Origin of the sequence: Pseudomonas sp. PDM32 (assembly GCF_019219225.1) — a bacterium.
GTDB classification, from domain to species: domain Bacteria; phylum Pseudomonadota; class Gammaproteobacteria; order Pseudomonadales; family Pseudomonadaceae; genus Aquipseudomonas; species Aquipseudomonas laurylsulfatiphila.
The window spans coordinates 293,533-314,047 of sequence record NZ_JAHUWE010000005.1 but is presented as its reverse complement, the minus strand read 5'-3'; the positions used below and the strand labels follow the sequence as shown (position 1 = coordinate 314,047).

The 20,515-nt window shown below is 60.7% G+C and carries 20 protein-coding genes; 6 read left to right on the top strand and 14 right to left on the bottom strand.

Features of this window, described 5'->3' with window-relative positions; translation table 11 throughout:
• Positions 1-126 precede the first annotated feature (126 nt).
• The gene (gene trxB / locus KW846_RS12045; protein WP_007970300.1) at positions 127-1,083 is read right to left on the bottom strand and encodes a thioredoxin-disulfide reductase; all 957 of its coding nucleotides are present in this window, start codon (positions 1,081-1,083) and stop codon (positions 127-129) included.
• A 315-nt stretch (positions 1,084-1,398) separates the two neighbouring features.
• Between trxB and cysZ the strand changes: the two genes are divergently transcribed.
• Both cysZ and KW846_RS12035 read left to right on the top strand, forming a co-directional pair.
• Positions 1,399-2,151 (top strand): sulfate transporter CysZ, encoded by a 753-nt coding sequence (gene cysZ, locus KW846_RS12040; protein WP_218482361.1) that lies wholly within the window; start codon positions 1,399-1,401, stop codon positions 2,149-2,151.
• A gap of 57 nt (positions 2,152-2,208) precedes the next feature.
• Positions 2,209-3,408, top strand: coding sequence for a glycosyltransferase family 1 protein (locus KW846_RS12035; RefSeq protein ID WP_218482360.1), 1,200 nt, complete (start codon positions 2,209-2,211; stop codon positions 3,406-3,408).
• A 119-nt stretch (positions 3,409-3,527) separates the two neighbouring features.
• Here the strand turns inward: KW846_RS12035 and KW846_RS12030 are convergent, their stop codons facing one another.
• The 3 genes from KW846_RS12030 to KW846_RS12020 all read right to left on the bottom strand — a co-directional run bounded on the left by KW846_RS12030 (position 3,528) and on the right by KW846_RS12020 (position 5,910).
• Positions 3,528-4,631 (bottom strand): NADH:flavin oxidoreductase, encoded by a 1,104-nt coding sequence (locus KW846_RS12030; RefSeq protein WP_218482359.1) that lies wholly within the window; start codon positions 4,629-4,631, stop codon positions 3,528-3,530.
• A gap of 188 nt (positions 4,632-4,819) precedes the next feature.
• Positions 4,820-5,302, bottom strand: coding sequence for a glutathione peroxidase (locus tag KW846_RS12025; RefSeq protein WP_008046206.1), 483 nt, complete (start codon positions 5,300-5,302; stop codon positions 4,820-4,822).
• Between the two features lie 122 nt (positions 5,303-5,424).
• Positions 5,425-5,910, bottom strand: a complete 486-nt coding sequence (locus tag KW846_RS12020) for a peptidylprolyl isomerase (protein ID WP_007942189.1) — start codon at positions 5,908-5,910, stop codon at positions 5,425-5,427.
• On the opposite strand from KW846_RS12020, the gene KW846_RS12015 reads away from it, so the two are divergent.
• The 3 genes from KW846_RS12015 to KW846_RS12005 all read left to right on the top strand — a co-directional run bounded on the left by KW846_RS12015 (position 5,879) and on the right by KW846_RS12005 (position 9,269).
• Complete coding sequence (locus tag KW846_RS12015) at positions 5,879-6,205, top strand: DUF3565 domain-containing protein (RefSeq protein WP_041474777.1); 327 nt, start codon at positions 5,879-5,881, stop codon at positions 6,203-6,205. The genes KW846_RS12020 and KW846_RS12015 overlap by 32 nt on opposite strands.
• 61 nt (positions 6,206-6,266) lie before the next feature.
• Complete coding sequence (gene pta / locus KW846_RS12010; protein ID WP_218480079.1) at positions 6,267-8,366, top strand: phosphate acetyltransferase; 2,100 nt, start codon at positions 6,267-6,269, stop codon at positions 8,364-8,366.
• Complete coding sequence (locus KW846_RS12005) at positions 8,367-9,269, top strand: acyltransferase (protein WP_218482358.1); 903 nt, start codon at positions 8,367-8,369, stop codon at positions 9,267-9,269.
• A gap of 143 nt (positions 9,270-9,412) precedes the next feature.
• Here the strand turns inward: KW846_RS12005 and cysN are convergent, their stop codons facing one another.
• The 3 genes from cysN to KW846_RS11990 form a co-directional block, all read right to left on the bottom strand.
• Positions 9,413-11,311, bottom strand: a complete 1,899-nt coding sequence (gene cysN, locus KW846_RS12000; protein WP_218482357.1) for a sulfate adenylyltransferase subunit CysN — start codon at positions 11,309-11,311, stop codon at positions 9,413-9,415.
• Between the two features lie 9 nt (positions 11,312-11,320).
• Positions 11,321-12,238: a sulfate adenylyltransferase subunit CysD gene (gene cysD, locus KW846_RS11995; RefSeq protein ID WP_007970286.1), complete on the bottom strand. Its 918-nt coding sequence runs from the start codon at positions 12,236-12,238 to the stop codon at positions 11,321-11,323.
• Positions 12,239-12,508: 270 nt separating this feature from the next.
• Entirely contained in the window at positions 12,509-13,267 is a 759-nt protein-coding gene (locus KW846_RS11990; RefSeq protein ID WP_218482356.1) for a Nif3-like dinuclear metal center hexameric protein, read from the bottom strand.
• Between the two features lie 103 nt (positions 13,268-13,370).
• On the opposite strand from KW846_RS11990, the gene algW reads away from it, so the two are divergent.
• Positions 13,371-14,531, top strand: a complete 1,161-nt coding sequence (algW, locus tag KW846_RS11985) for a Do family serine endopeptidase AlgW (RefSeq protein WP_007970284.1) — start codon at positions 13,371-13,373, stop codon at positions 14,529-14,531.
• Between the two features lie 121 nt (positions 14,532-14,652).
• Here algW and hisC read toward each other — a convergent pair whose 3' ends face one another.
• The 7 genes from hisC to KW846_RS11950 form a co-directional block, all read right to left on the bottom strand.
• A complete protein-coding gene (gene hisC, locus KW846_RS11980) occupies positions 14,653-15,705 on the bottom strand; it encodes a histidinol-phosphate transaminase (RefSeq protein ID WP_218482355.1) in 1,053 nt (350 codons plus the stop codon).
• Positions 15,706-15,707: 2 nt separating this feature from the next.
• On the bottom strand, positions 15,708-17,033 hold the full coding sequence (gene hisD / locus KW846_RS11975) for a histidinol dehydrogenase (RefSeq protein WP_007970280.1): 1,326 nt from the start codon (positions 17,031-17,033) through the stop codon (positions 15,708-15,710).
• 125 nt (positions 17,034-17,158) lie between these two features.
• Positions 17,159-17,794 carry an ATP phosphoribosyltransferase gene (gene hisG, locus KW846_RS11970; RefSeq protein ID WP_007970278.1) on the bottom strand — a complete coding sequence of 212 codons (636 nt, stop codon included), beginning with the start codon at positions 17,792-17,794 and terminating at the stop codon, positions 17,159-17,161.
• 127 nt (positions 17,795-17,921) lie between these two features.
• A complete protein-coding gene (murA, locus tag KW846_RS11965) occupies positions 17,922-19,187 on the bottom strand; it encodes a UDP-N-acetylglucosamine 1-carboxyvinyltransferase (RefSeq protein ID WP_007970276.1) in 1,266 nt (421 codons plus the stop codon).
• Between the two features lie 22 nt (positions 19,188-19,209).
• Positions 19,210-19,449 carry a BolA family protein gene (locus KW846_RS11960; RefSeq protein WP_007912386.1) on the bottom strand — a complete coding sequence of 80 codons (240 nt, stop codon included), beginning with the start codon at positions 19,447-19,449 and terminating at the stop codon, positions 19,210-19,212.
• Positions 19,450-19,563: 114 nt separating this feature from the next.
• A complete protein-coding gene (locus KW846_RS11955) occupies positions 19,564-19,869 on the bottom strand; it encodes a lipid asymmetry maintenance protein MlaB (RefSeq protein ID WP_218482354.1) in 306 nt (101 codons plus the stop codon).
• Positions 19,866-20,507 (bottom strand): phospholipid-binding protein MlaC, encoded by a 642-nt coding sequence (locus KW846_RS11950; protein ID WP_116580971.1) that lies wholly within the window; start codon positions 20,505-20,507, stop codon positions 19,866-19,868. Before KW846_RS11950 ends, KW846_RS11955 begins: the two co-directional genes overlap by 4 nt.
• Between the last annotated feature and the right edge of the window lie 8 nt (positions 20,508-20,515).

Below are 20,515 nucleotides of genomic sequence, written 5' to 3'. Positions count from 1 at the left end.
CTTTTGATTTTTTCAAACAAGATCAAAAGATCGCAGCCTTCGGCAGCTCCTACAGGGTTGAGTGCATTTGTTTTCATCATAAAAAAACCGGCCGAAGCCGGTTTTTTCATTTCGACGAAAGCAGAATCAAGCGTTCTGCAGATTGTCGAGGTAACGCTCGGCATCCAGTGCCGCCATGCAACCGGCGCCAGCCGAGGTGATGGCCTGACGGTACACGTGGTCGGCCACGTCACCGGCGGCGAAGATACCTTCGAGGTTGGTGGCTGTGGCGTTGCCGTCACGGCCGCCCTGTACAACCAGGTAACCGTCTTTCAACGTCAGCTGGCCTTCGAACAGCGAAGTGTTCGGGGTGTGGCCGATGGCGATGAACACACCGTCGACTTTCACTTCGTCGAAGCTGCCATCGTTGTTCTTCAGGCGGGCACCGGTCACGCCCATGTTGTCGCCCAGCACTTCGTCCAGGGTCGCGTTCAGCTTCAGCTCGATCTTGCCTTCGGCAACACGGGCATTCAGCTTGTCGATCAGGATCTTCTCGGCGCGGAAGGTTTCGCGACGGTGGATCAGGGTCACTTTGCTAGCGATGTTGGCCAGGTACAGGGCTTCTTCGACAGCGGTGTTGCCGCCGCCAACCACAGCAACCGGCTTGTTGCGATAGAAGAAACCGTCGCAAGTTGCGCAGGCGGAGACGCCTTTACCCATGAACGCTTCTTCCGATGGCAGACCCAGGTAACGAGCACTGGCGCCGGTGGCGATGATCAGGGCGTCGCAGGTGTAGGTCGCGCTGTCGCCGGTCAGGGTGTATGGCTTGGCAGCGAAGTCGACGGCATTGATGTGATCGAAAACGATCTCGGTTTCAAAGCGTTCGGCGTGCTCGCGCATCCGCTCCATCAGCGCCGGGCCGGTCAGGCCGTGGACGTCGCCCGGCCAGTTGTCGACTTCGGTAGTGGTGGTCAATTGACCGCCGGCCTGCATGCCGGTGATCAGCAGTGGCTTGAGGTTGGCACGGGCGGCATAGACCGCAGCGCTGTAACCGGCAGGGCCGGAACCGAGAATAATCACTCGCGAATGACGGACTTCAGACATGACCTGCTCCTGTTAACCGGCCCGGAACACCTGGCGCGGAACGCCGGATTGCCGGCTGGAATAAAAAAGAACGGTTGAAAGCACTTGGGGAAGACTTGAACCCGACCGTCCTGTAAAAAGATTGGGTGCAGCGTATCGAGGGGGCGAAGATTAAGGAAATACGGTTTAACAATCCAGCTCATAGGTGGTCTCTATGCAATCTGCCCGACGATATCGACGTCTTTGTTACAGTGAATGTCGATACCGCCACCGCGCTTTCGCCTGTGAAGCAAAGCCGGTAAGGTCGGCGCGTTTACCCTCTGCCCGGAGCACCTTATGCCCGCCCCTGTTCTGTCCGGCCCGCAATACCTGCGCGAAGGCCTCAAGCTGGTGCTGAGCCCCAGCCTGCGTTTGTTTGTGTTGTTGCCGCTGGCGATCAACCTGGTGCTGTTCGTCGGATTGATCTACCTGGCCGGCCATCAATTCAGCTTGTGGGTCGACACGCTGATGCCGTCCCTGCCCGACTGGCTGAGTTTTCTCAGCTACATCCTCTGGCCGCTGTTCGTGGTGCTCGTCGTGCTGATGGTGTTCTTCACCTTCACCATGCTCGCCAACGTCATTGCCGCGCCATTCAACGGCTTCCTCGCGGAGAAAGTCGAAGTGGTGGTGCGCGGCACCGATGATTTTCCAGCCTTCAGCTGGGGCGAACTGATTGCGATGATCCCGCGCACCCTGGCCCGGGAAATGCGCAAGCTCGGCTACTTCCTGCCGCGGGCGATCGGGCTGTTCATCCTCTCGTTCATCCCGGTGGTGAACATCATCGCCGCACCGCTGTGGCTGTTGTTCGGGGTGTGGATGATGGCGATCCAGTACATCGACTACCCGGCGGATAACCACAAGCTCGGCTGGAACGAGATGCTCGCCTGGCTACGGCAGAAGCGCTGGCAGAGCATGGGGTTCGGCGGCAGCGTGTACCTGGTGCTGTTGATTCCGGTGGTGAATATCTTGATGATGCCGGCCGCTGTGGCCGGGGCGACATTGTTCTGGGTGCGCGAACGTGGGGCGGAAAACCTGGTGGCCCAGCGCTGAGCCATCAGCACCGGTACCACAGTCACAAATCCATCATCCCGACGTCACACTGACGACATGGCCCCAGCCGACACTGGGGTCATGACGACAGCTCTGCATATCACCCTGATCACCGAAACCTTCCCTCCGGAAATCAACGGCGTGGCCAATACCCTGGGTCGCTTGTGCGACGGTTTGCGCGCGCGGGGGCATCAGGTGGAACTGGTGCGACCACGCCAGGGCTGCGACCAGCAGTCGGGCAGCGACGATGAACTACTGCTGTGCCGCGGCTGGCCGCTCCCGGGGTATCCCGGCCTGCAATGGGGCCAGTCGTCGATGCACAAGCTGCTGCGGCGCTGGACGCGTCACCGCCCGGACGTGCTCTACATTGCCACCGAGGGTCCGTTGGGCCTGTCGGCCTTGCGTGCGGCACGGCGTCTGGGGATTTCCGTGGTCAGCGGTTTCCACACCAATTTCCAGCAGTACTCCAACCAGTACGGCCTTGGTTTGCTCACGCGTCTGCTGACTCACTACCTGCGCTGGTTCCACAACCGCTCGACCATGACCCTGGTGCCCAGCGTCAGTCAGCGCATGGAGTTGGAACGACGGCATTTCGAACGACTGGCGTTGCTCTCCCGAGGGGTCGACAGTGAGTTGTTTCACCCGGCCAAACGACTCAGTGCCCTGCGCGAGCAATGGGCACTGACCGAGGAAGACATCGCCGTCATTCACGTCGGACGCCTGGCCCCGGAAAAGAATCTTGGCTTGCTCAAACGCACCTTCAATACCCTCAAGGCAAGTTATCCCCAGCGCACCCTGAAACTGATCGTGGTCGGCGACGGTCCGCAACGCCAGGAACTGCAAAACGAAATGCCCGACGCGATTTTCTGCGGCACCCAGCGGGGTGAAGCCCTGGCCCGTCACTACGCATCAGGCGATGTGTTTCTGTTTCCAAGCCTGACCGAAACCTTCGGCAATGTGGTGCTTGAAGCACTGGCCTCGGGGCTCGGCGTGGTGGCCTACGATCAGGCAGCGGCGGCCCAGCATATTCGTCATGGCTACAACGGCGTGCTGGCGATGCCGGGGGACGAAGAAGCGTTCTGCGATGCAGCGGCATGGCTGCTGGAGGACAGGGAAACCTTGCGCAATGTGCGGCTCAATGCGCGCCAGCATGCCAGTCGCCAGGGCTGGGCGACGATCATCGAGCAGTTCGAGGGACAATTGCGCGGGGCGTGTACCGGGGAGATGGTGGTGCCGAATGCACCGATTGTTCCCTGATTTTGTAGTGTTCTTTAGTCAGCCATCGCGAGCAGGCTCGCTCCCGCATTGGTTCTGTGTCGTACACAAATCCCCTGTAGGAGCGAGCCTGCTCGCGAAGGCGGCAGTAGGGTCGCCGCTTAAACCAGCGTCATCAACGCCTCACGGCTGAACGGCAGGATGTCTTCCTCACGACCATCGCGCACTTTCTGCGCCCAGTCCGGATCCACCAGCAACGCACGACCGACCGCCACCAGGTCGAACTCATCGTTGTTCAAACGCTCCAGCAGTTTTTCCAGACTGGCCGGTTGTGCCACCTTGTCGGTGTTGACCATGAACTGCAGGAACTCGCCATCCAGGCCGACACTGCCCACGGTGATGGTCGGCTTGCCGGTGAGTTGGCGGGTCCAGCCAGCCAGGTTCAGCTCGGAACCGTCGAACTCCGGCTCCCAGAAGCGGCGGGTGGAGCAGTGGAAAATATCCACGCCGGCATCGGCCAACGGTTTGAGGAACTCGCCCAGTGCCTCTGGGGTTTGCACCAGACGCGCGGTGTAGTCCTGCTGCTTCCATTGGGAGAAGCGGAAGATGATCGGGAAACCTTCACCGACCGCGGCACGCACGGCTTGAATCAATTCAATGGCGAAGCGCGAACGGTTGGCCAGGCTGCCGCCGTATTCGTCGGTACGCTGGTTGCTGCCTTCCCAGAAGAACTGGTCGACCAGGTAACCGTGGGCGCCGTGGATTTCCACACCGTCCATGCCGATGCTCTGGGCATCCTTGGCAGCCTGGGCGAATGCGGCAATCACGTCCTGGATATCCTGTTGGGTCATGCCGTGCACAACGACCTGGCTGTCCTTGATTTTTTCCGACGGGCCATAGCCCGGTACGCTGGCGTCCGGCTCGGTGCCGATACGACGTACGCTGCCCACATGCCACAACTGCGGAACGATCTTGCCGCCTTCGGCGTGAACGGCGTCGACGACTTTCTTCCAGCCGGCCAGCGCCGCTTCACCATAGAAATGCGGAACGTTCGGGTAGCCGTTGGAAGCCTTGTGACCAACGGTGGTGCCTTCAGTGATGATGAGGCCAACGCCTGCAGCGGCGCGACGACGGTAGTATTCGATCACTTTGGATTTGGGCACGCCGCCCGGAGAAAAGGAGCGGGTCATCGGCGCCATGACGACACGGGTCGGCAATTCAAGGGTGCCGAGGTGGAACGGTTTGAACAGGGCTTTTACGGGCATGGGACGCTCCACGGAAGAATGACTTTATGACGGTGATAATATGGAGGGTTCCGCTGCTTGAACAGCATTATTGATTTCGGTGATTAACAGCCAAAAGACAGAAAGCAAAAGATCGCAGCCTTCGGCAGCTCCTACGATCCTGTGTAGGAGCTGCCGAAGGCTGCGATCTTTTGATGTTGATCTATGGCTTAACTCAGCGCTTTTTCAATCGCATGAACAATGGTCGGATCATCTGGCGCCGTACGTGGCGAGAACCGCGCCAGTACGCGGCCATCCTTGCCCAGCAGGAACTTCTCGAAGTTCCAGGTGATATCGCCGGGGAATTCCGCGCCCTCGCCCGCCAGCAGGCGGTACAACTGATGACGGTCATGCCCGTTGACTTCCAGCTTGCTGGACAACGGGAAGGTCACACCATAGTTGAGGCTGCAGAAATCCTTGATCTCCTGCTCGGTCCCCGGTTCCTGCCCGGCAAACTGGTTGCACGGCAGGCCCAACACGCTGAAGCCTTTGCCCTTGTATTGTTGGTAGAGGTTTTCCAGCGCCGCGTATTGCGGGGTCAGGCCGCATTTGGAGGCGACGTTGACCACCAATACGACTTGGCCTTTGAAAGGCGCCAGAGGTAGCTCCTGTCCATCCAGGGCTGTCAATTTAAGGTCGTGAAAAGCACTCATGGCGTACTCCAGATTCCCGTGTTCTTCTCGAAACAGCCACTTGGCGGTGTCGTCAGGGACAGCCGCAGACTAAAAAGGCGCCCTCGGGGCGCCTCTCCAGTTATCTGAGCTTAGCGCAGAAATCAGTGGTGATGGCCACCTTCGCCATGGACGTGGCCATGAGCGATTTCTTCCTGGCTGGCGTCACGGATGGCAACGATCTTGACCTGGAAATTCAGGCGCTGACCGGCCAACGGGTGGTTGCCGTCAACGGTCACGTCGTCGCCGTCCAGATCACGGATGGTCACGATCTGCATCTGGCCGTCCGGAGCGGAAGCGTGGAACTGCATGCCCACTTCCAGTTCGTCGACGCCTTCGAACATGCTACGGCTCAGGGTGCTGACCAGTTCGGCAGCGTATTCGCCATAAGCATCTTCAGGTTCAACGGCAACGGTCAGCTCGTCACCGACAGCCTTGCCTTCCAGAGCCTTTTCCAGGCCCGGGATGATGTTGCCTGCGCCTTGCAGGTAGACCAGCGGCGCGCCGCCGGCGGAGCTGTCGATGACCTCACCAGCGTCGTTGGTCAGGGTATAGTCGATGGAGACAGCCTTATTGGCGGCGATCAGCATGGGGCGAGACCTTTTGCATAAGAAGATTGAAAGGCCAAGTTTAGCGAAGCAATCGACCGAAAGCGAACACAACCCGGACAAACGGGATTCGACGGTCACAGGCTTCCATCAGGACGAGGACGGCCACTGGGTGGCCGAGCTTTCCTGTGGCCACACCCAACACCTGCGGCACCAGCCGCCCTGGCAATCCCGGGCCTGGGTCATGGACCCTGTGCAGCGCCAGGAAAAAATAGGCCGACCCTTTGATTGCGGTTGGTGTGCACAAGGCACGGTTAGCGATAACCTTGTCGACTGAATTTCGGTAATCGACCAGCCATAGGTCGTGACCATTGCCATGCACCTTCCAGAGAATCCGCATGCAAACTTTTTTTATCGCGCCCACCGATTTTGGTGTGGGTCTGACCTCCATCAGCCTCGGGCTGGTGCGTACCCTTGAGCGCGCCGGGCTCAAGGTCGGCTTTTTCAAACCGATTGCCCAGCCGCATCCGGGCGACACGGGCCCGGAACGTTCCACTGAACTGGTGGCGCGTACCCACGGCTTGAAACCGCCTCAGCCACTGGGCCTGGCGCATGTCGAGCGCATGCTCGGCGACGGCCAGCTCGATGAGTTGCTCGAAGAAATCATCACCCTGTATCAGCAGGCTGCCATCGGCAAGGACGTGTTGATCGTAGAAGGCATGGTGCCGACCCGCAGCGCCAGCTACGCCGCGCGGGTCAACCTGCACCTGGCCAAGAGCCTCGACGCCGAGGTGATCCTGGTCTCGGCACCGGAAAACGAAGTGCTGACCGAACTCTCCGGTCGCGTCGAGTTGCAGGCGCAATTGTTCGGTGGCCCGAAAGACCCGAAAGTCCTCGGCGTGATCCTCAACAAGGTCAAGACCGAGGAAAGCATGGAGGCCTTCGCCACGCGCCTGAAGGAGCATTCGCCGTTGCTGCGCAGCGGGGATTTCCGCTTGCTCGGTTGCATTCCGTTCCAGCCGGAACTGAACGCGCCGCGCACCCGCGACGTCGCCGACCTGATGGGCGCGCAAGTGCTCAACGCCGGTGATTATGAAACCCGGCGCATGACCAAGATCATCATTTGCGCCCGCACCATGCGTAACACCGTGGAGTTGCTCAAGCCCGGCGTGCTGGTGGTGACCCCCGGCGACCGCGACGACATCATCCTCGCCGTCAGCCTCGCGGCCTTGAACGGCGTGCCGCTGGCCGGCCTGCTGCTGACCAGCGACACCCTGCCCGACCCGCGCATCATGGACCTGTGCCGCGGCGCCCTGCAGGCCGGGCTGCCGGTGCTGTCGGTGAGTACCGGCTCCTATGACACCGCCAACCTGCTCAATGGCCTGAACAAGGAAATCCCCATCGACGACCGCGAGCGCGCCGAAATCATCACCGATTTCATCGCTGGCCATCTCGATGCCAACTGGTTGCACCAGCGCTGCGGTACACCGCGCGAGATGCGCCTGTCGCCAGCGGTGTTCCGCTATCAATTGATCCAGCGCGCCCAGGCGGCCAACAAGCGCATCGTGCTGCCCGAAGGCAGCGAGCCGTTGACCGTGCAGGCCGCAGCGATCTGCCAGGCCCGTGGCATCGCTCGCTGCGTGCTGCTGGCCAAGCCCGAGGACGTGCAGGCCGTCGCCCGCGCCCAGGGCATCGAACTGCCGCCTGGTCTGGAAATCATCGATCCGGATTTGATCCGCGAGCGCTACGTCGAGCCAATGGTCGCGCTGCGCAAAAGCAAAAGCCTCAACGCGCCGATGGCCGAGCAACAACTGGAAGACACCGTGGTGATCGGCACCATGATGCTGGCCCTCGATGAAGTCGACGGCCTCGTATCGGGCGTGATCAACACCACCGCCAACACCATCCGCCCGGCCCTGCAGCTGATTAAAACAGCACCGGGCTGCACCCTGGTGTCTTCGGTGTTCTTCATGCTGTTCCCCGAAGAAGTGCTGGTCTACGGCGACTGCGTGATGAACCCGCACCCGAGCGCCAGCGAACTGGCCGAGATCGCCCTGCAAAGCGCCGACTCGGCCGCCGCATTCGGCATCACCCCGCGGGTGGCGATGATCAGCTACTCCAGCGGCGAATCGGACAGCGGCGAGGAAGTCGAAAAGGTCCGCGAGGCCACTCTGCTCGCCCACGAACAACAGCACTCGCTGCTGATCGACGGCCCCTTGCAGTACGACGCCGCGGCCAACGAAAGCGTCGCCCGGCAGCTGGCGCCGAACAGCCAGGTGGCCGGTCGTGCCACGGTGTACGTGTTCCCCGACCTCAACACCGGCAACACCACCCACAAAGCCGTGCAGCGCAGCGCCGACTGCGTCAGCCTCGGGCCGATGCTGCAAGGCCTGCGCAAACCGGTGAACGATTTGCCGCGCGGCGCGCAGGTCGACGACATCGTCTACACCATCGCCCTGACCGCGATTCAAGCCGCCAACCGACCTATGGATGTGTAAATGCTGGACTTCCTACCCGCCCCGTTGCGCGGCGTGATCGCCTCGCTGCTGCTGGCATTGAACACGATTTTGCTCTGCTCGTTCCTGTTCTGCGTGGCGCTCGTCAAGGCATTGCCGTTCGCCCTCACCCAACGCATCGCGGGCTGGCTGATGAGCCATACCCATGAAGCCTGGATCAGCCTCAACAAAGGCTGGATGAACCTGGTGCGCCGCACGCGCTGGCACATCAGCGGCCTGCAAGGCCTCGACTACCGGCACTCGTACCTGATCACCAGCAACCACCAGAGCTGGGTCGACATCCTGGTGCTGCAATACGTGCTCAACCGACGCATCCAACCGTTGAAGTTCTTTCTCAAGCAGGAGCTGATCTGGGTCCCGGTGATTGGTCTGGCCTGGTGGGCGCTGGGCTTTCCGTTCATGAAGCGCTACTCCAAGGCCTATCTGGAGAAGCACCCGGAGAAAAAAGGCAAGGACCTGGAAACCACCCGCAAGACCTGCGCGAAATTCCGCGACAACCCGGTGGGTATTTTCAACTTCGTCGAAGGCACGCGCTTCACCGAGGGCAAGCATGCCCAGCAGAAATCGCCTTTCAAGTACCTGCTCAAGCCCAAGGCCGGTGGCATTGCCTTTGTGCTGGATGCGATGGGCGAACAACTGGAGTCGATCGTCAACGTGACCATCCACTACCCCGCCGGGCGCCCTGGTTTCTGGGACTTGTTGTGCGGGAACATTGCGGACGTGGTGGTGCACTTTGAAGAGCTGAAGATTCCGCCGCAGTTCATCGGCAAGAACTACGACCAGGATGGTGAGTATCGCTTGCAGTTCCAGGGCTGGATCAATCAGATGTGGCAGGACAAGGATGCGCTGCTTGCGCAGATGCATCGGGAGTTCCCGGGAGCTTAAGATCAAAAGATCGCAGCCTTCGGCAGCTCCTACACAAAGGTGCGCGCTTACCCTGTAGGTGCTGCGATCTTTTGACAATCTACAGAGCACAAAAAACCCGCCGAGGATCACTCATCGGCGGGTTTTTCATTTCCGGCTAGCGCTTAAATTGCACCACGCTCGCGCAGCAGAGCCAGCACTTGCTTGACGCCGTCTTCCAGCGACACGGACTGGGTGTCGATTACCAGATCGGCATCCAGCGGCACGTCGTACGGAAAGGACTCACCCGGAATGTTATCCCCGGCCGCCGCGTACAGGCCCTGCGGATCACGCTCGGCGCAGACGGTCGGCGAAGCCTGGACGTAGACCGTCAGCAGACGTTCCTTGCCGATCAGTTCCCGGGCCTGTTCACGACCTTCGGCACTCGGCGCAACGAACGCCGCCAGGGTCAGCAGACCGGCTTCGTTGAACTGACGCGCAACGTGCGCGGCACGACGCCAGTTCTCGGTACGCCCGGCGCGATCCTGTGGCAGACCCTTGTTCAGGTCGTGACGCAGGTTCTGGCCATCAAGTACGAACACCGCACGTCCCAGATCGAACAGCTTGCGTTCAACCGCATACGCCAGGGTGCTCTTGCCCGCGCCCGACAAGCCGCTGAACAACACGGTGGCCGGTTGTTGGCCGAAGCGCTGTGCGCGCTCTTCGGTGGCGACGTGGGCCAGCTTGCCGTGGTGGGTGCTGGTGCCATGGGCCAAAGGCTGGGCGACGATCATGCCGGCGCCGACGGTGCCATTGGTCAGGCGGTCGATGATGATGAAGGCACCGGTGGTGCGGTTGCTGTCGTAGCCGTCGAGGGCAATCGGCGCGTCGAGCGCGATCTTGACCTTGCCGATTTCGTTCAACTGCAACGCGCTGGCCGGACCTTCTTCCAGGGTGTTCACGTCGACCTTGTTGACGATGCTGGCGATGGAGCCTGGCACGTAACTGGTGGCGCGCTTGATGTCGTATTTCTTGCCCGGCAGCATCGGCTCTTCAGCCATCCACACCAGCATCGCTTCGAAGCTGTCGGTCACCGGCGGCACATTGTCGGCGTGAACCAACAGGTCGCCACGGGAGATGTCGATTTCGTCTTCCATGGTCAGCGTGACTGCCTGACCTGGACCTGCGTGTTCCAGTTCACCTTCGAAGGTGACGATGGACTTCACGCGGCTGCTCTTGCCCGACGGCAGCACCACGACTTCGTCGCCTTTCTTGACGATACCGCTGGCCAGCGTACCGGCGAAGCCACGGAAGTTCAGGTTCGGACGGTTGACGTACTGCACCGGGAAACGCAGGTCGGTGAAGTTGCGATCGCCCGCCACTTCCACGGTCTCGAGGATTTCCATCAGCGACTGGCCGGTGTACCACGGCGAGCGCTCGGATTTGTTCACCACGTTGTCGCCCTTCAATGCCGACATCGGCACGAAGTGCATGCTGGTGGGCTTCATCTTCAAGCCTTCGGCGAACTGCAGGTAGTCGGCCTTGATCGACTCGAACACGCCTTGGTCGAAGTCCTTGAGGTCCATCTTGTTGATGGCGACGACTATGTGCTTGATGCCCAGCAACGAGGCGATGAAGCTGTGGCGACGGGTCTGGGTCTGCACGCCGTAGCGGGCGTCGACCAGGATGATCGCCAGGTCACAGGTGGACGCACCGGTGGCCATGTTGCGGGTGTACTGCTCATGGCCGGGGGTGTCGGCGATGATGAATTTGCGCTTGGCGGTGGAGAAATAGCGGTACGCAACATCGATGGTGATGCCTTGTTCACGCTCGGCCTGCAGGCCGTCGACCAGCAACGCCAGGTCGATGTCTTCGCCGGTGGTGCCGACTTTTTTCGAGTCGCGGGTGATCGCTTCCAGGTGATCTTCGTAGATCATCTTGGAGTCGTGCAGCAGGCGCCCGATCAGGGTGCTTTTGCCGTCGTCGACGTTACCGCAGGTCAGAAAGCGCAGCAGCTCTTTACGTTCGTGCTGGCCCAGGTAGGCGAGGATGTCCTCGCTGATCAAATCAGATTGATGCGACATGACAGCCCCTTAGAAATAACCTTGACGTTTTTTGTCTTCCATCGAGCCTGCGCCATCGTGGTCGATGACACGGCCCTGGCGCTCGGAAGTTCGCGTCAGGAGCATTTCCTGAATGATGTCCGTGAGGCTTTCGGCCTCGGACTCCACCGCGCCCGTCAACGGGTAGCAACCAAGGGTACGGAAACGCACTTTCTTTTTGACGATGCGCGCTTTGTCTTCATCGCTCAGGTGCTCGAGGATGCGCTCGTCATCGATCATGATCAGCGTGCCGTTCTTCTCGATGACTTCACGCTCGGCGGCGAAGTACAGCGGGACGATCGGGATGCCTTCAAGGTAGATGTACTGCCAGATGTCCAGTTCGGTCCAGTTCGACAGCGGGAAGACGCGGATCGACTCGCCCTTGTTGACCTTGCCGTTGTAGACGTTCCACAGCTCGGGACGCTGGTTCTTTGGATCCCAGCGGTGCTTGCTGTCGCGGAACGAGTACACGCGCTCCTTGGCGCGGGACTTCTCTTCATCGCGACGGGCGCCACCGAACGCTGCGTCGAAACCATGCTTGTCGAGCGCCTGCTTCAGGCCCTCGGTCTTCATGATGTCGGTGTGCTTGGCGCTGCCGTGGGTGAACGGGTTGATGTTCTGCGCCACGCCGTCCGGGTTGACGTGGGTGATCAGGTCGAGGCCCAGCTCGGCGACCATCTTGTCACGGAAGGCGTACATCTCCTGGAATTTCCAGCGGGTGTCGACGTGCATCACCGGAAACGGCAGCTTGCCCGGGAAGAACGCCTTGCGTGCCAGATGCAGCATCACGGCGGAGTCTTTACCGATGGAGTACAACATCACCGGGTTGTCGAACTCGGCGGCCACCTCGCGGATGATGTGGATGCTTTCCGCCTCCAGCTGTTTCAGATGCGTCAGTTTGTCGACCATGGCTACTCACGAAAGCTTTCTTATGAACGGCCAGCGGGCCGTGTTCGAGCGGGGATCCTAGCACAGCGACCTCTTCTAATCAGGACGCCAACTAGATCGAAAGAGCATATGAATATGCCCCGCTGTTTGGGCACATCGCCCCCTGTAGGAGCGAGCTTGCTCGCGATGGTCGTCAACGATAACGCTGGCAGCCTGACACCCCGCGGTGTTCTCAGGTTCATCGTCGGAACGCCGCCCGGAGCAAGCTCGCTCCTACAGGGGATCCCGGATTCAGATCGGATTCGGGCAATCGATGAATATGTGCTCCAGCGCAAAGCGTCGCGCCAGGTAGTCGCCCAAGGCCTGCACGCCGTAGCGCTCGGTCGCATGGTGACCGGCGGCGATGAAGCTGATGTCGTTTTCCCGTGCACTGTGGAAGGTTTGCTCGGAAGCCTCGCCGCTGAGGTACAGGTCGACGCCGGCAGAAATGGCCTGATCGATGTATCCCTGGCCGCCACCGGTGCACCAGCCGACGCGGCGGATCATGGCGCCGCCTTCGATCAACAGCGGCTCGCGCCCCATGACTTCCTGTACGCGGCGGGCGAAATCCCGGGGCATGATCGGCTCATTCAACGAGCCGACCAGACCGACAATCTTCAGGTTATCCGGGTCCAGCGGACCTTCGACGGTGATGTCGAGCTGCCGCGCAAGCTGCACGTTATTGCCGACATCCGGGTGCAGATCCAGCGGCAGGTGATAGGCCAGGAGGCTGATATCGTGCTTGAGCAGGGTCTTCAAGCGGCGCTGCTTCATGCCGGTGATGCACGGGTTTTCACCCTTCCAGAAGTAGCCGTGGTGCACCAGTACCAGATCGGCATTGGCCTCTACCGCGGCATCCAGCAATGCCTGGCTGGCAGTGACGCCACTGACAATGCGCATCACTTGCGGACGGCCTTCGACTTGCAAGCCATTGGGGCAGTAATCGGCGATTTTGGCGCTGTTGAGGTAACGGTCGGCTTCTTCGACCAGGGTGCTCAGGGCGACGGCCATGAAAGACTCCTAAATATCCCGTTCAGAGGCGCGTGCGGCCTCGTATAATGCGCGTCATTATGAGCGGTCTCATACCGCCTGCAACTCTCTCAGGAACTGCTTAATGCTCAAGGCGCTGCGTTTTTCCGGCTGGCCGCTGTTGGCCGGCGTGCTTGTCGCTCTTTTGATAATCCAGCGTTACCCGCAGTGGGTCGGGCTCCCGAGCCTCGACGTCAATCTGCAGCAAGCGCCGCAAACCACCAGCATGCAACAGGGCCCGGTGTCTTATGCCGACGCGGTCACCACCGCAGCGCCGTCGGTGGTGAACCTGTACACCACCAAGGTCATCAACAAACCCAATCATCCGTTGTTCGAAGATCCGCAGTTCCGCCGTTTCTTCGGCGATAACTCGCCCAAGCAGAAACGCATGGAATCGAGCCTCGGTTCCGGCGTGATCATGAGCCCGGAAGGCTACATCCTGACCAACAACCACGTGACCAGCGGTGCCGACCAGATTGTCGTGGCGCTCAAGGACGGCCGCGAGACCCTGGCCCGGGTGATCGGCAGCGACCCGGAGACTGATCTCGCGGTGCTGAAAATCGACCTGAAAAACCTGCCGTCGATCACCGTGGGGCGCTCCGACAACATCCGCATCGGCGACGTGGCGCTGGCCATCGGCAACCCGTTCGGCGTCGGCCAGACCGTCACCATGGGCATCATCAGTGCCACCGGGCGCAATCAACTGGGCCTGAACAACTATGAAGACTTCATCCAGACCGATGCCGCGATCAACCCCGGCAACTCGGGCGGTGCACTGGTGGACGCCATTGGCAATCTGACCGGCATCAACACGGCGATCTTCTCCAAGTCCGGCGGCTCCCAGGGCATCGGTTTCGCGATCCCGGTAAAGCTCGCGATGGAAGTGATGAAGTCGATCATCGAGCACGGCCAGGTGATTCGTGGCTGGCTGGGTATCGAAGTGCAGCCGTTGACCCAGGAACTGGCCGAATCCTTCGGTTTGTCCGGGCGTCCGGGCATTGTCGTGGCGGGGATTTTCCGCGATGGTCCGGCACAGAAGGCCGGCCTGCAACTGGGTGACGTGATTCTTGCCATCGATGGCGAACCGGCCGGTGATGGCCGTCGCTCGATGAATCAGGTGGCGCGGATCAAGCCGACCGACAAGGTCACGATCCAGGTGATGCGCAACGGCAAGGAACTCAAGCTGACCGCGGAAATCGGTTTGCGTCCGCCGCCGGCACCGGTCAAAGAGAAAGAAGAAGAGTAAGCGACCCCCAAAACCAATGTGGGAGCGGGCTTGCTCGCGAAAGCGGTGTGTCAGTCGACGCAGAAGTTAACTGACACACCGCTTTCGCGAGCAAGCCCGCTCCCACAGGGTTGGCGGTGACTTAGAGCTCGCCCAGACCGTCGATCAGCGCCTGGTTCTGCTCTGGCGTGCCGATGGAGATCCGCAGGAACTGGGCAATCCGCTCCTGCTTGAAATGCCGGACGATCACGCCCTGCTCACGCAACTTCGCCGCCAGCCCCGCCGCATCGTGTTGGGGGTGACGGGCGAAAATGAAGTTCGCCGCTGATGGCAGCACTTCAAATCCCTTGGCCTGCAATTGCCCAACGACCTTCTCGCGATTCTCGATCACCAACCGGCAGGTCTTGTCGAAATACTCGCGATCCTCGAACGCTGCAGCTGCGCCGACATTCGCCATGCGATCCAGCGGATAGGAGTTGAAGCTGTTCTTGATCCGCTCCAGCGCCTCTATCAGGTCCGGATGCCCCACCGCCAGGCCAACCCGTAGACCGGCCAGGGAGCGGGACTTGGACAGGGTCTGGGTCACCAGCAGGTTGGGATAACGATCGACCAGAGTGATTGCCGTCTCGCCGCCGAAATCGATGTAAGCCTCGTCCACCACGACCACCGAATCCGGGCTGGCCTTGAGAATCTGCTCCACCGCTTCCAGCGCCAGCAGGCAGCCGGTCGGTGCGTTCGGGTTGGGGAAGATGATCCCGCCGTTCGGCCTGGCGTAGTCCGCCGGGCTGATCCGGAATTGCTCGTCCAGCGGCACCGCGTCGAAATTGATGCCATACAGTCCGCAGTAGACCGGATAGAAGCTGTAGCTGATGTCCGGGAACAGCAGCGGCTGATCGTGCTGCAGCAATCCGTGGAAGATGTGCGCCAGGACTTCGTCGGAACCGTTGCCGAGGAACACCTGATTGCCCTGCACGCCGTAGTACCTGGCGACCGCATTCTTCAGCAGGTCGCTGTTCGGGTCCGGGTACAGGCGCAGGTTGTCGTTCAGTTCGGTCTGCATCGCGGCCAAGGCCTTGGGCGATGGACCATACGGGTTTTCGTTGGTGTTGAGCTTCACCAGCTTTGCCAGTTTCGGCTGCTCGCCCGGCACGTAAGGCACCAGGTTCTTGACGAACGGGCTCCAGAATTTACTCATCTTCATTTCACCTGCTTGTCGTCAACGATGCGGTATTCGGCGCTACGCGCGTGCGCGGTCAGCGACTCGCCACGGGCCAGCACGGATGCGGTCTTGCCCAGTTCCGATGCGCCCTGCTCGGAACAGAAGATGATCGATGAACGTTTCTGGAAGTCATACACGCCCAGCGGCGAAGAGAAACGCGCGGTGCCGGAGGTAGGCAACACGTGGTTCGGGCCTGCGCAGTAGTCGCCCAAGGCTTCGGAGGTGTGACGGCCCATGAAGATCGCGCCGGCGTGGCGGATCTGCGGCAGCCAGGCTTGCGGATCGGCAACGGACAACTCGAGGTGCTCCGGCGCGATGCGGTTGGCCACTTCGATGGCCTGTTCCATGTCGCGAACCTTGATCAGTGCACCACGGCCATTGATCGAGGTTTCGATGATTGCGGCACGCTCCATGGTCGGCATCAACTTGGCGATGCTGGCGGCAACCTTGTCGAGGAACCCGGCATCGGGGCTGACCAGAATGGCCTGGGCGTCTTCGTCGTGCTCGGCCTGGGAGAACAGGTCCATGGCGATCCAGTCCGGATCGGTCTGGCCGTCGCACACCACGAGGATTTCCGAAGGGCCGGCGATCATGTCGATGCCGACCTGGCCAAATACGTGGCGCTTGGCGGTAGCCACATAGATGTTGCCCGGGCCGACGACCTTGTCGACCTTCGGCACGCTCTCGGTACCGTAAGCCAGCGCAGCAACGGCCTGGGCGCCACCGATGGTGAACACGCGGTCGACACCGGCGATGCAGGCCGCAGCCAATACCAGCTCGTTGATTTCACCACGCGGGGTCGGTACGACCATGACCACTTCGGTCACGCCGGCAACCTTGGCCGGAATCGCGTTCATCAGCACCGACGACGGGTACGACGCCTTGCCGCCCGGCACATACAGACCGGCACGATCCAGCGGCGTGACTTTCTGGCCCAGTACGGTGCCGTCCGCCTCGGTGTAACTCCAGGAGTCCTGCTTCTGCTTCTCGTGGTAGCTGCGCACGCGGGCTGCGGCGACTTCCAGTGCTTCGCGCTGGGCTACGGAAATTCGGGTCAGTGCCAACTCCAGACGCTCGCGCGGCAGGATCAGGTCGGCCATGGACTTCACGTCCAGGCCGTCGAACTGACGGGTGAAGTCCACCAGCGCCGCGTCACCGCGCTCGCGCACGGCCTTGATGATGTCCAGCACCCGCTGATTGACCGAGTCGTCAGACACACTTTCCCAGCTCAGCAGATGATCCAGATGATGCGCGAAATCCGGGTCAGCAGCGTTGAGTCGGCGAATTGCAGTCAGTGCGGTCATAGCGAGAGCCTCATAGGAATGGCAAAAAACTCAGGCGCCCGAAGCTAACATTCGATCCGCTTGGGCACCTGAGAATTCTGGCTATGAGGCGGATAGACGGCGCGACTTAAGGTCGCGCAGGTGAATCAGCCGCGGTGTCGAGACTCCACTGCCTTGCGCAGGGTGTCGATCAACGCCTGGATACGGGCGTGCTGCATTTTCATCGAAGCCTTGTTGACGATCAGCCGGGAGCTGATGGCCGCGATGAAATCCTGTGGCTCCAGGCCGTTGGCCCGCAGCGTGTTACCGGTGTCGACCACGTCGATGATCTTGTCCGCCAGACCGATCAGCGGCGCCAGTTCCATCGAACCGTAAAGCTTGATGATGTCGACCTGACGACCCTGTTCGGCGTAGTAGCGCTTGGCAACATTGACGAACTTGGTGGCGATGCGCAGACGGCCCTTGGGCTCGACTGCACCGACTTTACCGGCGGTCATCAGCTTGCACTGGGCAATTTGCAGGTCCAGCGGCTCGTACAGGCCCTGGCCGCCGTATTCCATCAGCACATCTTTACCGGCGACGCCGAGGTCGGCAGCACCATGTTCGACATAGGTCGGCACATCGGTGGCACGCACGATCAGCAGACGGACATCGTCCTGGGTCGTGGGGATGATCAGCTTGCGGCTCTTGTCCGGATTCTCGGTCGGCACGATGCCCGCTTCAGCCAGAAGCGGCAAGGTGTCGTCAAGGATGCGGCCCTTGGACAGTGCGATAGTCAGCATGGGAAACGTCAGCCCTTAATCAGGAATCTTATGCCCGGTCGCAATCGGCGCCGGACACGCGTCGAGCCGGAAACCGGCTCGACCTACAACAATCCAACGGGCACCTCCCTGTGCCCATGCAGCAGTACTAGCCCGGAACGCGACGGATCTTGGCGCCCAGCATCTGCAGTTTTTCCTCGATGCACTCGTAGCCACGGTCTATATGGTAGATGCGGTCGATCAGGGTGTCGCCCTCGGCAACCAGGGCCGAGATCACCAGGCTGGCCGAAGCACGCAGGTCGGTGGCCATCACTGGCGCGCCCTTGAGCTTCTCGGTGCCGGTGACGATGGCAGTGTTGCCCTCGACCTGGATCTTGGCGCCCATGCGGTGCAGTTCGTAGACGTGCATGAAGCGGTTTTCGAAGATCGTTTCGATCACAGCGCCCGTGCCTTCGGCAATGGCGTTGAGGGAGATGAACTGCGCTTGCATGTCGGTCGGGAACGCCGGGTACGGAGCGGTCCGCACGTTGACGGCTTTCGGACGTTTGCCGTGCATGTTCAGCTCGATCCAGTCTTCGCCGCAGGTGATTTCGGCACCGGACTCCCGGAGTTTTTCCAGAACGGCTTCGAGGATGGTCGGATCCGTGTCCTTGACCTTCACGCGGCCGCCGGTCACGGCAGCGGCAACCAGGTAGGTACCGGTTTCGATACGGTCCGGCATCACCTTGTAAGTGGTGGTGTGCAGACGCTCGACGCCATCGATGGTGATGGTGTCGGTGCCGGCGCCGGAAACCTTGGCGCCCATGGCGTTGAGGAAGTTCGCCAGGTCGACCACTTCAGGTTCGCGCGCGGCGTTGGCCAGAACGCTACGGCCCTTGGCCAGTGCAGCGGCCATCATGATGTTTTCGGTACCGGTCACACTGACGGTATCGAAGAAGAAGTGCGCACCGCGCAAGCCGCCCTCAGGCGCCTTGGCCTTGATGTAGCCGCCTTCGACGTCGATGACCGCGCCCATGGCTTCCAGGCCACGGATGTGCAGGTCAACCGGACGCGAACCGATGGCGCAACCGCCAGGCAGCGCGACTTCGGCTTCGCCGAAACGGGCAACCATCGGGCCGAGCACCAGGATCGACGCACGCATGGTTTTAACCAGTTCGTACGGAGCGACCAGGGTCTTGATGGTGCGCGGATCGATTTCGACGGCGAGTTTTTCGTCGATCACCGGCTCGATCCCCATGCGACCGAACAGTTCGATCATGGTGGTGATGTCGTGCAGGTGCGGCAGGTTGGCAACGGTCACCGGACCATCGCAAAGCAGCGTGGCAGCCAGGATCGGCAGGGCAGAGTTCTTTGCCCCGGAGATGCGGATTTCGCCGTCAAGACGAGCACCGCCAGTAATAATCAATTTATCCATAAGAATCTCGACGCCCTTGGGCTCAGGTGCGCTCGGCCCAGGCCGCGCTGCTGAAAAATTTCATTGTGACCGCATGGATGCTGCCATCGGTGATCCATGGGTTCAAATGGGCATAGATCTGCTGCTGACGCTTCACCGGGCTCAACGCCGCCAGTTCATCGCTAATCACATTCAGCTGGAAATTGCAGCCTTCGCCCTCGACTTCTACCAACGTTCCGGGCAGCTTTCCTTCAAGGAAGCTCTTCACTTCTACGGCCTGCATGCTCAACCTCAATCGGCGCCCTGTGCGCGCGGGTCGGACATCATACAAAAAAGCCCCGCGCCTGCGAACCCCGCGAAGCAGGACTCTGACGGGGGGCTTCTTTATAGATGCGGGTTAGGGATGCGCCAACAGCTCGGTCAGCTCGCTGACCTGAGCGATTTCACGCATGTCTTCCGGCATTCCACGGATGCTCAACGCCTTGCCGGCTGCCTGAGCATCGCGGATGAAGCACAGCAGCAATGACAAACCGACACTGCTGGACTTGGTCACCGCCGAACAATCGACCACCAGCGCCGCAGCCTTGCTGGCCTTGATCAGCGCCTTGCCCTGCTCACGCAGGCCAGGGCCGGTGCGGTAATCCAGCACGCCAGTGAGTCGCAGCTCACCTGCTTCGTCCATCTGGACTGCCGACTCACTCATTGGGTCTGCTTCTCGGTGGATTCCTTGGCCTTGGCGACTTCCCCGGCCCAACCATTGATGGTCTTGTCCAGGTCGTTACCATTGCGCTGCATCGCATCGGCGAACTGATCGCGGAACAGCTTGCCGATATTGATGCCATTGATGATGACGTTACGCAGTTTCCACTCGCCGTTGATCTTTTCCAGTGTGTAGGACACTGGATAGATCGCGCCGCTGCTGCCTTTGACAGTCATGCCAACGCTGGTACGGTCGCCAGACTCGTCCTTGGCCGGTTCAACGGTGATGCCCTGGTTGTTGTACTCCAGCAAGGCATTGCCATAGAACTGGAACAGGCCCTTCTTGAAGTTTTCCTCGAAGGTCTTCATCTGCTCAGGCGTAGCTTTGCGCGAGTACTTGACCGTCATGATGCTCTTGGAAATACCCTCGGCATCCACGACCGGCCCGACGATGGTGTTCAGCGCCGTATAAAAGTCTTGCGGATCCTGCTTGTACTTCTCTTTGTTTGCCGCCAGGTCCGCGAGCATACGATTGGTTGTGTCCTGCACCAGATCGTGCGCCGAAGGCGCCGCTACGGCGTGGGACACCAACGGAAACACCGCGAGCATTACCAACAGGCCACGTCGCAAGGTAGAGATCATTTAACAGT

Bases quoted from the DNA above. Each gene is read 5' to 3' on its own strand.
- trxB (WP_007970300.1), bottom strand. From the start codon at position 1,083: ATGTCTGAAGTCCGTCATTCGCGAGTGATTATTCTCGGTTCCGGCCCT.
- cysZ (WP_218482361.1), top strand. From the start codon at position 1,399: ATGCCCGCCCCTGTTCTGTCCGGCCCGCAATACCTGCGCGAAGGCCTC.
- KW846_RS12035 (WP_218482360.1), top strand. From the start codon at position 2,209: ATGGCCCCAGCCGACACTGGGGTCATGACGACAGCTCTGCATATCACC.
- KW846_RS12030 (WP_218482359.1), bottom strand. From the start codon at position 4,631: ATGCCCGTAAAAGCCCTGTTCAAACCGTTCCACCTCGGCACCCTTGAA.
- KW846_RS12025 (WP_008046206.1), bottom strand. From the start codon at position 5,302: ATGAGTGCTTTTCACGACCTTAAATTGACAGCCCTGGATGGACAGGAG.
- KW846_RS12015 (WP_041474777.1), top strand. From the start codon at position 5,879: ATGGAGACAGCCTTATTGGCGGCGATCAGCATGGGGCGAGACCTTTTG.
- KW846_RS12020 (WP_007942189.1), bottom strand. From the start codon at position 5,910: ATGCTGATCGCCGCCAATAAGGCTGTCTCCATCGACTATACCCTGACC.
- pta (WP_218480079.1), top strand. From the start codon at position 6,267: ATGCAAACTTTTTTTATCGCGCCCACCGATTTTGGTGTGGGTCTGACC.
- KW846_RS12005 (WP_218482358.1), top strand. From the start codon at position 8,367: ATGCTGGACTTCCTACCCGCCCCGTTGCGCGGCGTGATCGCCTCGCTG.
- cysN (WP_218482357.1), bottom strand. From the start codon at position 11,311: ATGTCGCATCAATCTGATTTGATCAGCGAGGACATCCTCGCCTACCTG.
- cysD (WP_007970286.1), bottom strand. From the start codon at position 12,238: ATGGTCGACAAACTGACGCATCTGAAACAGCTGGAGGCGGAAAGCATC.
- KW846_RS11990 (WP_218482356.1), bottom strand. From the start codon at position 13,267: ATGGCCGTCGCCCTGAGCACCCTGGTCGAAGAAGCCGACCGTTACCTC.
- algW (WP_007970284.1), top strand. From the start codon at position 13,371: ATGCTCAAGGCGCTGCGTTTTTCCGGCTGGCCGCTGTTGGCCGGCGTG.
- hisC (WP_218482355.1), bottom strand. From the start codon at position 15,705: ATGAGTAAATTCTGGAGCCCGTTCGTCAAGAACCTGGTGCCTTACGTG.
- hisD (WP_007970280.1), bottom strand. From the start codon at position 17,033: ATGACCGCACTGACTGCAATTCGCCGACTCAACGCTGCTGACCCGGAT.
- hisG (WP_007970278.1), bottom strand. From the start codon at position 17,794: ATGCTGACTATCGCACTGTCCAAGGGCCGCATCCTTGACGACACCTTG.
- murA (WP_007970276.1), bottom strand. From the start codon at position 19,187: ATGGATAAATTGATTATTACTGGCGGTGCTCGTCTTGACGGCGAAATC.
- KW846_RS11960 (WP_007912386.1), bottom strand. From the start codon at position 19,449: ATGCAGGCCGTAGAAGTGAAGAGCTTCCTTGAAGGAAAGCTGCCCGGA.
- KW846_RS11955 (WP_218482354.1), bottom strand. From the start codon at position 19,869: ATGAGTGAGTCGGCAGTCCAGATGGACGAAGCAGGTGAGCTGCGACTC.
- KW846_RS11950 (WP_116580971.1), bottom strand. From the start codon at position 20,507: ATGATCTCTACCTTGCGACGTGGCCTGTTGGTAATGCTCGCGGTGTTT.